15 protein-coding genes are annotated in these 13,172 nt (G+C 40.3%); 10 read left to right on the top strand and 5 right to left on the bottom strand.

All coding sequences use genetic code 11. The features are described 5' to 3' along the window. Positions 1-96 precede the first annotated feature (96 nt). Genes ACFVAD_RS01510 through ACFVAD_RS01500 form a run of 3 tightly spaced genes read right to left on the bottom strand, consistent with a single transcriptional unit; the run spans position 97 to position 2,144 of the window. Positions 97-486, bottom strand: a complete 390-nt coding sequence (locus ACFVAD_RS01510; protein WP_386635279.1) for a hypothetical protein — start codon at positions 484-486, stop codon at positions 97-99. Then, positions 464-1,300 carry a lipase family protein gene (locus tag ACFVAD_RS01505; RefSeq protein ID WP_386635275.1) on the bottom strand — a complete coding sequence of 279 codons (837 nt, stop codon included), beginning with the start codon at positions 1,298-1,300 and terminating at the stop codon, positions 464-466. Before ACFVAD_RS01505 ends, ACFVAD_RS01510 begins: the two co-directional genes overlap by 23 nt. Continuing rightward, positions 1,293-2,144 carry a lipase family protein gene (locus ACFVAD_RS01500; protein WP_386635272.1) on the bottom strand — a complete coding sequence of 284 codons (852 nt, stop codon included), beginning with the start codon at positions 2,142-2,144 and terminating at the stop codon, positions 1,293-1,295. Before ACFVAD_RS01500 ends, ACFVAD_RS01505 begins: the two co-directional genes overlap by 8 nt. 677 nt (positions 2,145-2,821) lie before the next feature. On the opposite strand from ACFVAD_RS01500, the gene ACFVAD_RS01495 reads away from it, so the two are divergent. The 6 genes from ACFVAD_RS01495 (at position 2,822) to ACFVAD_RS01470 (ending at position 5,404) form a co-directional block, all read left to right on the top strand. Further along, complete coding sequence (locus ACFVAD_RS01495; RefSeq protein ID WP_386635378.1) at positions 2,822-3,028, top strand: helix-turn-helix transcriptional regulator; 207 nt, start codon at positions 2,822-2,824, stop codon at positions 3,026-3,028. Beyond that, a complete protein-coding gene (locus tag ACFVAD_RS01490) occupies positions 3,025-3,768 on the top strand; it encodes a DUF3169 family protein (protein WP_386635269.1) in 744 nt (247 codons plus the stop codon). The genes ACFVAD_RS01495 and ACFVAD_RS01490 overlap by 4 nt, the downstream gene beginning before the upstream one ends. A gap of 48 nt (positions 3,769-3,816) precedes the next feature. Beyond that, positions 3,817-4,044, top strand: coding sequence for a hypothetical protein (locus ACFVAD_RS01485; RefSeq protein WP_386635267.1), 228 nt, complete (start codon positions 3,817-3,819; stop codon positions 4,042-4,044). 14 nt (positions 4,045-4,058) lie between these two features. Further along, entirely contained in the window at positions 4,059-4,535 is a 477-nt protein-coding gene (locus ACFVAD_RS01480) for a hypothetical protein (RefSeq protein ID WP_386635264.1), read from the top strand. Positions 4,536-4,773: 238 nt separating this feature from the next. Next, positions 4,774-5,082, top strand: a complete 309-nt coding sequence (locus ACFVAD_RS01475) for a hypothetical protein (RefSeq protein WP_386635261.1) — start codon at positions 4,774-4,776, stop codon at positions 5,080-5,082. Next, positions 5,072-5,404 carry a hypothetical protein gene (locus ACFVAD_RS01470; protein ID WP_386635258.1) on the top strand — a complete coding sequence of 111 codons (333 nt, stop codon included), beginning with the start codon at positions 5,072-5,074 and terminating at the stop codon, positions 5,402-5,404. The genes ACFVAD_RS01475 and ACFVAD_RS01470 overlap by 11 nt, the downstream gene beginning before the upstream one ends. Positions 5,405-5,690: 286 nt before the next feature. Here the strand turns inward: ACFVAD_RS01470 and ACFVAD_RS01465 are convergent, their stop codons facing one another. Next, complete coding sequence (locus ACFVAD_RS01465; protein WP_386635255.1) at positions 5,691-5,990, bottom strand: hypothetical protein; 300 nt, start codon at positions 5,988-5,990, stop codon at positions 5,691-5,693. A gap of 371 nt (positions 5,991-6,361) precedes the next feature. On the opposite strand from ACFVAD_RS01465, the gene ACFVAD_RS01460 reads away from it, so the two are divergent. Further along, positions 6,362-6,610: a hypothetical protein gene (locus ACFVAD_RS01460; protein ID WP_386635252.1), complete on the top strand. Its 249-nt coding sequence runs from the start codon at positions 6,362-6,364 to the stop codon at positions 6,608-6,610. A 443-nt stretch (positions 6,611-7,053) separates the two neighbouring features. Further along, positions 7,054-7,827 (top strand): TerC family protein, encoded by a 774-nt coding sequence (locus tag ACFVAD_RS01455; protein ID WP_386635250.1) that lies wholly within the window; start codon positions 7,054-7,056, stop codon positions 7,825-7,827. Positions 7,828-8,836: 1,009 nt separating this feature from the next. Here ACFVAD_RS01455 and ACFVAD_RS01450 read toward each other — a convergent pair. Next, complete coding sequence (locus ACFVAD_RS01450) at positions 8,837-9,688, bottom strand: MBL fold metallo-hydrolase (RefSeq protein ID WP_386635247.1); 852 nt, start codon at positions 9,686-9,688, stop codon at positions 8,837-8,839. Positions 9,689-10,481: 793 nt separating this feature from the next. Between ACFVAD_RS01450 and ACFVAD_RS01445 the strand changes: the two genes are divergently transcribed. Together ACFVAD_RS01445 and ACFVAD_RS01440 are read left to right on the top strand one after the other, a co-directional pair. Continuing rightward, positions 10,482-11,699: an ROK family transcriptional regulator gene (locus ACFVAD_RS01445; RefSeq protein WP_386635244.1), complete on the top strand. Its 1,218-nt coding sequence runs from the start codon at positions 10,482-10,484 to the stop codon at positions 11,697-11,699. 168 nt (positions 11,700-11,867) lie between these two features. After that, positions 11,868-13,121: an ABC transporter substrate-binding protein gene (locus ACFVAD_RS01440; protein WP_386635241.1), complete on the top strand. Its 1,254-nt coding sequence runs from the start codon at positions 11,868-11,870 to the stop codon at positions 13,119-13,121. Positions 13,122-13,172 lie beyond the last annotated feature (51 nt).

Here is a 13,172-nt window from a genome sequence, read left to right as displayed (position 1 = left end):
GACTCCCCGAATTTTGTCGATTGAATGGATTGGTTTTGATTTTGGGGTAGTTGGAAGCATTCTCGGCTCTCGTTGTTCCCAAAAAAACGCAGGATTCTAAGCTGTATAATGGTAATAGCCCACTTGTGCGGACTTTTGAGCCGCTGAGATGTGAGCTGTTGTCTCTATTGTCTGCAATGGGACAATGGACCTGTCCCCATGTCCCTCTGTCCCTTGTTTTCCCGGTTTTTCAATGATATCTATAATGACTTTCGAATGCCCACCTGATCCAAAGTACACAATGTTAGCATGCAAACACGTTCTAAATAGTGTGACAACTCGAGCGAAAACATAAAAAAGATTAGTTCGCATTTTTATGAGAGGGTGATATCGAGGTGCTCGGAGATCTATTTTTCCAAGCACGGCATAGAGGTAGTTCTTTACATCCAAATAAAAATAAATAAAGCAGAGTTGTCCCTCCGCTTCAACCGCGGAGTTCTCCTTCATCACAACATATCCCCACAAAAGGGGTACAGAAAGAGGAGGTTGGGCAAAAGTCGGGACTGTTTAAACAAAGCGTTGTTGTGAATTGTTTGTCCAGATTGCTAAGGCAGGTAAAGTAACAGCTGATATAATGATTTCGTGCAATGCTGTTAAGCTGAAATGACACGGGATATCTGTTGTTCACGTGCTGATAATATAAGCCCACTTCTGTAAATGGGGGAGGGTAGGATGCATCCGGGAGAGTCGGGATAATGTCATGTACGTTGAAAATTCTGTGGCTGTTCGGTACGATCCGGTTGAACCAATTGGCGAAAACAGGGTCGGCAACACGTGGACTGCCATAGGTGTAGACAAACGGGACTTTAAAGCTGGTGTTCACAGCAATATCGAAGGCGGCCAGTACAGCAAGGCCCCCTCCCAAACTATAGCCAGTGATCAATATTCTTTTAGAAGGGGAAAGTTTTCTGATTTCGCTGATGAACACATCTCTTGTTGATTGATAGATACATGTAAATCCGCGATGGGTCTGGCCTACATTTCGTGCATATGGATAAGATACCTGATAAAGATCCTGATCGGATTCGTTATCCTTATACGATTCTGTACCGCGGAAGGCAATGACGATTTCCTTCCGTGATTCTGCAATAAAGCCAAATGGTTCTTTTTCGGGCGCTTCAACTCCTGCACAGGCTTCATAAATATAGCGCAAGGAAAATCCGTTTGGCAGGACAATCCTGTCTTGCTCGAAAAGCTGATTCGCTTGGTAGCACATAGCAGCAAGTAAAATTGCATCCCTGCTAAATGTAGAATCATTCATTCTGACCCTCACACCTTTCTCCTTGGCATTTACAACCTTTAGTAAATGGAAAACACATATCTGTCGGCGGGCAGAACCCGGGATTATCACTGCATAAAGCAGTAGCGAATTGCGGATCGCCTGTGCGTAAGCAATGAAAATAACAGCCAATACTATCATTTCGAGGGGTGTTGTTTAGTTGAAAGGAGATTGGAAATCTTGCATGGACATGCTGATAGTAAATACCCTCCGCGGTAAAAGGAGGAGGATATTTTTTTGCCGGAAAGGTCGTAAAAGAGTCATGGATATTCACGATTCTCATGCTATTCTTCACAAGAGTATGAAAGCTGTAGGCAAACTGCGGATCGCCTACACGTGGACTGCCGTACGTGTAGAGAACGGGAGCGGTGAAAGGTGAGTTACACGCAATATCCAGTGCAGCAAGAGTGGCAATGGCACCGCCATAGTTGTGGCCGGTAATATATAACGTTTTGTCAGGAGATAGTTTGTTCAACTCAGCCAGAATGTCGTCACGTGTTGATTGGTAGATACAAGTGAATCCGCGGGAGGTTTTCCCGGCATTTCTGACAAAAGGATACGGAATTTGAAGAATATCATAAGCCGCAATTAAATCGGCAGGGTAAGAGACATACCCTCTGAATGCCAGCACAATGTGACTTTTCGATTCCGCAATAAACCCGAATACTTCCTCGGTGGGATCCTCCACATTTGCCAAAGCCCTGACAATATACCGTAGCACAAATCCCTTTGGCAATACTAGCCTGCCCTCAATAAAGAGCGGATAGGCCTGATAGCTGAAGCCGGCAAGCAGGGTGGCTCTCCGGAAAATAAAATCGTTCTTCATTGCTCCACTCCCTTCTTATCCTTCACAAAATCCATCCTTGATGTTCCGATTTCCCTCCGTGGCATAGTTACTCAAAGTGGGAAACCTACATGGAAGTAATTGAATGCGCTAGGAAATTGGATGTCATCTATAAAGTTTAATGCGAGAGTGTTGACAGTATTCCACGGAATTTTCAAATTCGGAAGATGCTGTACTGGAGATGCGGTCCGCTGAAGTTCTGGTCACAGTGACTCCCCGAATTTTGGTGGATTAACAGTGTTGGTTTCGTATTTTTTTGGGAAGCATTGGGGGACAGTTCTCGCTGCTTCCAAAGTGAAAAAAGCAGGTTTCCAAGCGGTATATGTACCACTTGTAGCCTGCTTTTTTAATTTGACTTATCTATTGGAATTTATCTTCATTAATAGTAAGGCTATCTCAGAAGTATCGGGGAGGGTTCTGGTTGCTCGATTGTTTCCAAATCTGTATATGCCCACCTCAAAGCCTGCTGTTTCCATTTGCTCTACCACTAAACTAATGCAATTGCAGCTTTGCTTCATCCTAAATAATAGTAAGCATGCTAATGAGCCTAAAGTAACTCGGCTGTTTATTTTGATAATAAAAATTGTCATTTTGACAAATAAACTTGTCAAAATGTAAAAATTATCTTATTGTGAGTTTAAGAGGTGATGCTGGTGAGTCTGCAAAATCGACTAAAGGAGCTCAGGGCTCGTGATGGGCTGAATCAAACTGAATTGGCCAAGATAATTGGGGCGTCTAGGCAGACTGTAAGCCTGATGGAACGTGGAGATTATGCTCCATCTGTGGTGCTTGCCATTAAAATCGCGCGAGTGTTCAAGGAAAATGTGGAAGATATCTTTATTTTGGAGGAGGAGCAGGGAGAGTGACGAATAAAAAACTATTTTACATAGGATTTTTCACGGCAATGGGCTGTCTCATTTTGGGTGGAGTAATTGGCGCTTCTGTAGCAATTTTTGAAAATTACTTTCCAGAAGGGTATATTGTGTTTTCGTATGATCTGTTGTATGCCTTGTTAACCTTGGGCATTATTAGTCTATTTATCTTTTTCTTCAAACAGCTTATTTCGTTTAACAACATTCTTAGGGAAAAAAGAAAAATGAATGAGGATGAACAAGGAAGATTATTGGAGAAGACCTCTTTCAAGCTGTTGTATTCCACTTCGTTTATGATTGTGGTGTCTTTTATGTGGTTGGCGATTGCAGTGGGTCATTATAAAGCAGATCCACCTATAGAGCAGTACTGGTATGTGACCATCACTCTGGTGTTTGCAGTACTTTCGTTTTTGCTGACAGGTTTTGCTCAATACTATGCAGTGAAAATTCACAATAAACAGTTTCCGGACAGAAAATATAATATTTTCTCGCCTGATCCACAAAAGGAATATTTCAAGCAATTAGACGAGGGCGAAAAGTATCAAACCTACCAAGCTTCATTTTCCGTATTTCGAAAAATGGGATTTGTTTTCTGCTTCGCTTTAGGAGGACTACTTTGCTACGGATCCTTTGTCCAATTTCATATCGTTCCCATCCTTCTTGTAGGGGGACTTTGGCTAACGATGTATATTATCCACTATAGGGAGAGTAAGAAACAATATCAGGTTAGCTGAGAGAGTCGAGAGGAGACAGAAAGCATTAAGCATTGGGGACGGTTCCGGTTGCTTCCAAATCTAAAACAACAGGACCTAAGCGGTGTGTATTCCTCGCTAACACCTGCTATTTCCGTATTCTCATCGACCTTCAATGTATATAAATCGAAAGTTCTGTTCGAAGTGACTCCCCGATGGACTTTGGGAAGCAGAATAAGTGTAAAAAAGAAACTGAGTACCGGCACACTGCATCCTAAAGTAAATGAAATTGAAGAATCCGGGTTATTTATTGCTTGATGAGGAGTGAGAGGATGATATTACTCAATGGAATAAGCGATTCGGGGGGACCGGATACATTTGTAGATGGAGATCTATTCAAAAAGGTGTGCTATTCGGCTATGGCAAGCCTAGGGGGCAAGGTGTTGTCCTTCCATGAGCCAGCCGTTGCGCAAAACTATTATTATGCAGAAGTAAGTTTCAATAGAGTAGAAAGCCTTTATATACTATTAAACAGCATCTATCCTTTCATCGCCTTTACCACCTCCCCAGAGCCCCCATCCATGACCTTTGTCGAACATAAGCAACTGACAGCAACCATAAACCAACTATGCGGCGAAGAATACAGGGCGCTTCATCCATCCGAACTGGATGAACCGTTGCGACTGAAGGAATCCAAAGGAGGTCTGGTAGTGTTAAATGAGAATACCCTCAACAAATGGGATATGTATAACATTAAGTACTGGCAACCTAAAAGAGTTGGGGATGTGGTGTTTAATTATTGGGATTAAGGGAAGCCAGGGGGACATGTCCCTTGTCCCTACCGATTGTTGAAGATTAAAGAGAAGTAAAGGACTGCTGGGAGCGAAGAAATTTTCAAGCGAAATCTCACCAGAATTAATTAAAAAAAGGAAGCAGAGAAAAGTCACTCTGCTTCCCCGTTAGCATTAGTATTATGAGGAATAATCATTTATAATGGTGATATAGATTGAAAAATGTATCCACATGAATAGAAAAGAGGTGTCCTTCATGAAGATTTATGTAAAGAATGACAATGGGCAAATGTTCGAAGCTTTACAGGTTGATGAAAACACCTATACGGTTAAAACAGAAGATAAAACATTTGAACTTTCACTTTCAGAAGCGAAAGATGTATTTGATTTAAGCATAATATCAGAGAAACAAAAGAAGAAAATGACAAAAGCAATATTTTCAAATGACGATATCTTAGAACAGTTGAGAGACGCTAGAAAAAATAGGGATAGCGACTTTTCGTATTATAGTGGCGATGAAAAGGAATTCGATAAATTAGTGGATGAGATTAACAGTGACAGATAAAGAAATATACTATGAGGTCATTTGGGGACAAAAAGCAAGAGTGAAACTTGCTGAAATGAAGCCTTATAAAATTGATCCTAAATTGGTGTTCCGAAATTCTAAAAGTATTTTATCGGTAAAACCGAGGGAAAAGGCTGCTGATGTTGTAGACTACCCTGCCTTTGAATTCAATGGCTATTACTGGATATATATTGACAATGTCATAATCGTTTATGATGTCCTTGAAAGTGAGAAAAAGGTGCTAGTTGATGCATGTTATTCTGCTTTGACAGGTTTTACTCTACAAAGGTTCTATGGAGAACATGATACCGAATCCCTATAGTATTTCAGCACACTTCTTTTAAAGAGATGTGCTTTTTTGTGCTTATAAAGACATGGGGTCCCTTGTCCCTACCGATTGTTGAAGATTAAAGAGAAGTAAATGACTGCGGGAAACGAAGAAATTTTCAAGCGAGATCCCACCAGAAGCAATGAAAAAAGGAAGCAGAGACCCGCCCCTAATGCTTCAAACAGCAGGACCCTAGCGGTGTATATACCTCGCTAAAACCTGCTGTTTCCGTATGCTCTCCCTCTAACCTGAAGCAGTGGGAACCGTCCCCTATGCTTACTCACTTTACATTTTCCTCCCAGTCCTCTCGGTTAGCTATACGGTCAGACTCTTGGAGTCCTTCCAAACTAAAGTGTTTTGCACTACCTGCAAGTTCTTTACTTAAAGCGAGCTTCTCTTCTTTGGTTAAGCGTTTTTTCACAGGCTTCAAGACAATCTCATCCTCTTCTTCCATTACACTAATTAGAGATTCTACAATTTCCAGCACAGCACCAGGTCTACGTTTATTGCGAATATACTGTTTAATGTCATCCAAATCATCACGGGATTTAAGGTATTTTCTTTCCTGGATTGGCGGCATAGTATATCCCTACCTTTAGAAGATATTTTTATCATTATAACATAATTTGTTAAATATTGTAAGTGTCCGCCAGACCTGTCCTTACAATGGTCAGTCTTATAAAGGCCATTAGGATGTGAGTTTTCTTGTGGAAAGTGAAAATTGTTCCATGGGAATTTCGTTTAGATACCGTTTAAAGGAAGAAGGAAATAGCAACTATTATGAAGAAAGAAACAGAAGACGATAAGAATGAACATGCAGGTGACAAATATGATAAGAATGCAAATAAGGGAATGGACGATAGAAGTGGATGTTGAAAGGACCAAAGATTTCTAAGAGGACCATTTTATTCCATCACAGAAGGATGAGATTGTGACTATTGCGCAAACTATGTGCAAGCATGTGGTCATCTTCCACCAGAAGTGAAAGAGCTTTTTCGAACTCTCGGAATCGATCCCCGTAAAGAGGGAGAGATTTCTCAAATTATGGACAACGAAGACGGAACACATTTTTATGGAGCCTTTTATCACATCGTTGGCAAAATCATCGACGGACCAGAGCTATGGGTGCCAACTACTAAAGCTGGTGATGTCTCTTCACCCCACTTTGGCAGCCATCAAGGCATCAAGGCGTTGATATAGGATTTGGAAGCATTTCGGACGATTCCGATTGCTTCCAAATCTAAAACAGCATGACCTAAGCGGTTTTATAACTCGCTAAAACCTGCTTTTTCTGTATGCTCTCCCTCTAAATCTAAAGCAGATTCACATCATCCGGAAACTACACAGAGATTTCCTTGAAGGTGATAGGGGTGCTGTGCTGTTTTGGTAGCTGATATGGAAGCAGAGGGAACCGTCCCCTATGCTTCAGTTCATATCAAGGTTCGTGGAGCAAGGAAACCTTGAAGATTTTTACAAAAGTGTCTTTGAGAGGTTAGAAAAGTATCTGGTCTCATAAAAAGTTTGCACAAAAATCCGAATAAAAACCCTTACCATTTATATCTTGGCATACCTTCTTGACAACAAGTTAAATCTATAGTTATTGAGATGTTTACTTGTCATTAAAGAAGATTGGGGACTTTTAGATGGATTCAATTTGGTTAGAATATGCATGGGCCTTGCTGATCCTCATAGGATTGGAAGGGTTGTTATCTGCGGACAATGCTTTGGTGCTTGCCGTCATTGCGAAGCATTTACCGGAAGATCAGAAGAAAAAAGCGATAAATTACGGAATTTTAATGGCTTTCATTTTCAGGTTTGGCGCACTTTTTGCAATTTCTTTTATTGCGAATGTCTGGCAGTTACAGGCAATTGGAGCCGCCTATCTCCTGTATCTGGGGTTAAAGCATGTCATCCAGGCCCGCTTTGGGAAAGAAAACGAAAATATCCGTGAGGACGAAGAACAAAAAGCCGCAGGAAAAGGGTTCGGAGCAACAGTGGGGAAGATCGCAATAGCGGACCTCGCCTTTGCGATCGATTCCATCCTGGCAGCAGTCGCACTGGCACTCGGTCTTCCCGATTCTCCACTCGATGATATCGGAGGGATGGATGGAGGCCAATTTATCGTAGTTGTATTTGGAGGGATTGCTGGACTGGTCCTAATCAAATTTGCAGCAACCTGGTTTGTCCAACTACTCGACAAACGTCCAGCATTGGAAACGACAGCATACGCAATCGTGGCCTGGGTTGGTGTCAAGCTGGCAATCATAACCCTATCCCATGAGGATATAGGGGTCCTCGATCCCCACTTCCCGCACAGTACAGTGTGGACACTGATTTTCTATGCGGTATTAGTGGGCATTGCACTATTAGGATGGTTTGCTCCTAAGAATAAGACAATGGGAGAAAATGAACTCTAAAGGGTAACAGAGGTAACTAAGAATTGCGTTCATCAAGGTAAAGAGAGATTAGGCGCATTTCACAGGAAATGCGCCTAATTATCATTTCTCCCAATCACAGTACGTGGCAGGAAGCGCCGGGACGATTCTCCGCTTCTGTAGTCGAACTATTCTGGAATTTTCAGTGAATGTATTCCAACAAAAACAAGAGAACGATACCACACCGACGCCAAGAAATCAGCAGGATCTAAGCGGGATGTAACCCGCTCAAAGCCTGCATCCAGCCTTTGAATTCAATGGCTATTACTGAATATATATTAACAAAGTCAAAATCTTTGATGATATCCTTGCAAGTGAGAAAAAGGTGCTGGTTGATGCATGTTTCTCTGCTTTGACAGGTTTTTCTCTACAAAGGTCATATGGAGAACATGATACCGAATCACTATAGTACTTTAAGCACCTTCTCTTAAAGAGATGTGCTATTTTTGTGCTTATAAGGACCCAGGGACAGGTCCCTTGTACCTGCCGGTTGCTGAAGATTAAAGAGATGTAAAGGGATGCGGAAAGGAAAGGATTTTCTAAGCGGAATCCCACTTGTAATAATGAAAAAAAGGAAGCAGAGAACCGTCACTCTGCTTATGTATTATTCATGGATGAATTTTGCGCAGAGGGGAATAAAAATAGGCGGAGAAATTCCGCCTAATATATAAAAAGGGCCCTTAAGAAGCAAAGATAAACGGAGAAATTCCGGTTAACTGCTCTAAATAAGCCGAAATTCAAGGATTTGAAACATATAAGCGGAATAACTCCGCTTATTTTAAGGAAAATATGGGTATTTCCGGAGATAGACGGAAAAACTCCGGTTATTTTCTTCGCAGTTCAGTTTAATAAGAGTGCTTTGGCCGTAACACGCAATATGCATTAGGTGGGCCTTTTGAAGAGCCCCTGGATGTGGTCACAATGGCTCCCCGCACGACAGAAAGAGTGGGAAAAAGGAAGCAGAGAACCGTCACTCTGCTTCCCAAATTACTTATTTGGAATGAATGATTCGATCATTTACAAATGCTTGTAAAAAGAAAAGTTCATTCTGATTTGGAGATCTCTTTTTCTCCAGCTTGAAACCCTCTATTGTTTGTTCCAATGATGTGGAATCTGTGACTTTGCTAGTAGAAATAAGCTCTTCCCAATACAGATTCATTTCGTCTATATCACAGATTGACTCATGACCAAGTAAAAAATACGTGGCATCATACTTCTGGATGTCCTCGATCATAGGCAATAAAAGAGATTGCTTGTAGTGAAACAAAGAATCGGTAGTTGTCCCATAAGCGCTGTCACCCAAGAAAAGGACTTTATCGTCAGGAACGTAGATAATAGTTGAATCATCACTATGGGTAGACCTTATTGCCTCAAGCACACAGATCTTGTTCCCCAAATCAATGGTGAGTGATCTCTCGAAAATGATGTCAGAGGACTTTAACCTGAAAGATTCCCTCCCCGGCATTTCCTCTTTGATCACTTCCATACACTTGGAAGTCATCATTCCAGCGTCCACATACTGTTGAAGAGAGTCGTCATCAAATGAATAGCCTTGCCAGTCATTGATCACTTGATTTGTACGGCTATTCACTATAATGGTAGCCCCAAATTCATTCAATCCTAAAAAATGGTCCCAGTGTCCATGGGTAACCACCAAATATTTGACCGGAGGGACGTTCAAAGCCTCGATCTCTTTCAAAAACTCCTGTGCATGTTGAACGGAATTGCCGGCATCTACTACGAGACTATAATTCTCCCCACAGATCAATCCTAAAGTAGGTCTTTCTTTATCATCGTTGTTTGATAGATAATAGATAGATGAATTTATTTTAAAGCATGTCATTTCTCCTCTTACATTATTTTTCATCAGTTGAGGGTTGAGAAAATCTACATGCTTTTCATGAATGATAGATTTCCTCCTGCTAAGCTCTTACCATTGGACTTTACCTCCTTTATTCTTTTTGCATATAAAATATCCATCTCTTATGTAATAAGTACGAACACGAACAGCCGATATCAAAGTCAGATAATTAGTATAATAGAAACTTTAACATAGTTTACCAATAGAGTGGAATTTTTTTAACTAGGCCGAATAATTTCCTTACACGTAAACGTCTTTATATTGTAAGCACTTAATTCAGTCACAGTGACTCCCCGAATTTTGCCGTTTGAAAGGGGAAGCATAGGGAGGGTTCCTATGCTTCTTCAGTATATAAAACTGATAAAGCGTGCTTTTGTAAATAGCCCCGTGTTTTTTCTTTACAAAGATAGTGGGTTCTAGCAGATTGATGACGTGACCCAAGGAGGCCTCAGATTATCTTTTTATACCATAAGAGTAATAAAAATTATAATTTTCTAAAAAATAAATCTTTTTACAAAGAAAGCGTTTACAAAATAAAATCTATCATTTAACATACTTATTAAGGTCACTAGAGAAAGAAAGTGCAAAATTTCTTGTAACAATACTTAACAATGCAATTGCATTTAGTAGTTTTTACGTTTATTTTCGAAGAAAGCTCTATAAAGCTATTAAATGGCATAGAAACTAAATGAAATTTAGTAAAATAATTGTTATCAAGCAAACTTAATAAAGGCAGTGGAGAAAGTAAGTTTGGTAAGAGAAAAGAGGCCGTGTAATGATGCAAAGGAAAAGAACAGGGGATTTGAGATTAATTCAAGAATTAAATCGCTCCATTATTTTGGATACGATTCGAAAGAATGGGCCGATTTCAAGAAGTGAAATTGCCAAAATAATATTTGTCAGTCCTACGACCGTTACTTCTGCGGTTGCAGAATTAATTAATGAAGGCCTTGTCTATGAGGATGGTGTAGGCAATTCAAATGGTGGAAGAAAGCCAGTGTTACTTCGGTTCAATCCAAGTGCACATTCGATTATAGGGGTTTCGATTACTAACTCCTATATAAAAATCGCAGACATGAACCTTGAAGGAAAGATTATAAGAAAAGAAGTACATCCAACTAACCAATACCAGGGGTATGATATCATTCAACTCATTTTAGATAAGGTAGAGCTATTTCTATCAAACAAATTGGATATAGTTAATTGCCAAGGGATTTCTATTATCACACCAGGTATTGTCGATGCTGAAAAAGGTGTGATTACCTACAACTCCAAACTGAATCTATATGATATTCCCTTAAAACAATTAATGGAAGAAAAAACTAATTTGCCTACTTTTGTAGATAATGATGCCAATGCTTATGTGTTAGCGGAAAACTATTTCGGTTTATTTAGTAAATTTAACGATCTCATCTATATCACAATAGGTGACGGTGTTGGTTCTGGATTGATGGTGAATGGCTCCATTTATCGGGGATATCGCGGTAGCTCTGGAGAAATCGGTCACACTTCTGTTGTTCCGGGTGGAATAAGATGTGAATGTGGAAACAAGGGGTGTCTGGAAAACTATGTAAACTGGCCGGCGATATACTCAAAAATTGTCTCCGCAATTATGACCAAGGGCCGAGATACAAATATTAAAGATATGGTTTCTAACGATCTAAATAAAATTAAACCGAACATCTTTGTCCAAGCAGTGAACAAAGGCGATGAATTGGCACTGGAAATTTTGGAGGATGTTGTCCATAATCTGGCTATTGCCATTACGAATACTATGCATTTTTTCAATCCGGAGGTAATTATTCTAAGTGGAGATATTATCCAGGATAATCCGCTATTTTTAAAGAGTCTTAATGAACAAGTCACCCAGAAAGTGATAACGGTGCTGAAAAAAGAAGTGAATATTCATAGTACCTCACTTGGCTCCGAGTTCCAGCTATTAGGTGCAGCGGCGGTATTACTTCACTGGAAGTTTAAGTTTCAAATAAATTAGGAGATCGACAAATGACAGATTATGACTTTAAGGAGGTGAGAATCTGTGTGAAGAAGTCGGAATATTTAAAAAATATTTCGTGCAGACACCTAAGATGATCATTCGAGAATTAAAAATCGTAACGTAATAAAAGATTAATGGTCTGATCAACTAATACGAGGGGGAAAAATGATGAAAAAGTTGATTTGTTTTAATGTTTTAGTATTAATGCTTGTATTATTAGCCGCTTGTAGCTCCAGCACTGGAGGGAAGCAGACAATTGAAGTTGCTTTATGGGATGAGAATACAAAAGAAGCAGTAAACGCCTCCATAAAAGCATTTAATGAGAAGCACCCGGACGTCAAAGTGAATGTAACGTACACACCATGGGCTGACTATTGGACAAAACTAAAAACAAGTATCGGCGGGGGAAGTGGGCCAGATGTCTTCTGGATGAACGGACCTAATTTTTATCAGTATTCTACCCAAGGTTTAATAAAAAATTTAGAACCGTTTATTGAGGATGATAGTGATTTTTCAAAAGACATTTATTTTCCTGCAGTCGTGGACCTTTACTCATTGGAAGGTGACTTGTATGCAGCACCGTACTTCGTAGATGCGGTTGGTCTTTACTACAATAAGAAACTATTTGATGACGCGGGATTGGAATATCCGAATGAATCATGGACATGGGAAGATATTGAAGAAGTCGGAATGAAGTTAACAGATCCTGAAAATGGTGTTTATGGGTATGTGGCACATACCGTACAAAGTCAGTCCGGCTACTATAATTTAATGCATCAAGCCGGGGGATACATTATAAGTGATGACAAAACAAAGTCCGGGTTCAACACGCCAGAAGCGAAAGAGGCATTTAACTTTATCCAGAACTTAATTGATAAAGGGATCTCCCCATCAACGCAAACCCAAATAGAAACAAAACCTGAACAGATGTTTATGTCTGGTAAAGTGGCGATGTTACCAAGAATCTCCGTAAGTGCGGCAGAACTAGAAGGAGAATTAGGAGAGGAATTGGGAGTTGCACCACTGCCAAAAGGGAAGAAAGAGGCATCGATCGTACATGGGATTGGGTGGGCAATGAATGAAAAAACCAAAGAGCAAGATCTGGCATGGGAATTAATTAAAAGCTTGGCAAACGAAGACGGAAACAGAGTTATCGCAGAATCAGGATTCTCCATTCCGGCTATAAAAGGTCTGAGTGATGTATGGAAAGAATCTCTGCCCTCTCTGGATTTACAAATATTTATTGATGCTCAAGATACCGGAGTTGCCTATCCCGTATCAGAGCGTACTGCAGAGTGGCAAGATGTAGAGACAGCCGAGATCCAACGCGCATTTTTAGGACAACAGACAATAGATGAGGCATTGGAGAAGATAGGAACAAAAATGGATAAGATTTTGGAAGAGGAACAAAATGATTAATTAATAAATGAAAAGTTTAGGCCTCACTATTGTAGAGCAAACAGAAAGGAG

It is taken from the genome of Sutcliffiella sp. NPDC057660 (genome assembly GCF_042800035.1).
Taxonomy (GTDB): Bacteria; Bacillota; Bacilli; order Bacillales; family Bacillaceae_I; genus Sutcliffiella_A.
Note: the sequence above shows the minus strand (reverse complement) of the source record. Positions and strands in the feature narration are given on the sequence as shown.

What these genes read in the sequence shown, in the direction of transcription:
- ACFVAD_RS01510 (WP_386635279.1), bottom strand. Translation starts at nt 486, where the DNA reads ATGAAGGAGAACTCCGCGGTTGAAGCGGAGGGACAACTCTGCTTTATT.
- ACFVAD_RS01505 (WP_386635275.1), bottom strand. Translation starts at nt 1,300, where the DNA reads ATGAATGATTCTACATTTAGCAGGGATGCAATTTTACTTGCTGCTATG.
- ACFVAD_RS01500 (WP_386635272.1), bottom strand. Translation starts at nt 2,144, where the DNA reads ATGAAGAACGATTTTATTTTCCGGAGAGCCACCCTGCTTGCCGGCTTC.
- ACFVAD_RS01480 (WP_386635264.1), top strand. Translation starts at nt 4,059, where the DNA reads ATGATATTACTCAATGGAATAAGCGATTCGGGGGGACCGGATACATTT.
- ACFVAD_RS01475 (WP_386635261.1), top strand. Translation starts at nt 4,774, where the DNA reads ATGAAGATTTATGTAAAGAATGACAATGGGCAAATGTTCGAAGCTTTA.
- ACFVAD_RS01465 (WP_386635255.1), bottom strand. Translation starts at nt 5,990, where the DNA reads ATGCCGCCAATCCAGGAAAGAAAATACCTTAAATCCCGTGATGATTTG.
- ACFVAD_RS01455 (WP_386635250.1), top strand. Translation starts at nt 7,054, where the DNA reads ATGGATTCAATTTGGTTAGAATATGCATGGGCCTTGCTGATCCTCATA.
- ACFVAD_RS01450 (WP_386635247.1), bottom strand. Translation starts at nt 9,688, where the DNA reads ATGACATGCTTTAAAATAAATTCATCTATCTATTATCTATCAAACAAC.
- ACFVAD_RS01445 (WP_386635244.1), top strand. Translation starts at nt 10,482, where the DNA reads ATGATGCAAAGGAAAAGAACAGGGGATTTGAGATTAATTCAAGAATTA.
- ACFVAD_RS01440 (WP_386635241.1), top strand. Translation starts at nt 11,868, where the DNA reads ATGATGAAAAAGTTGATTTGTTTTAATGTTTTAGTATTAATGCTTGTA.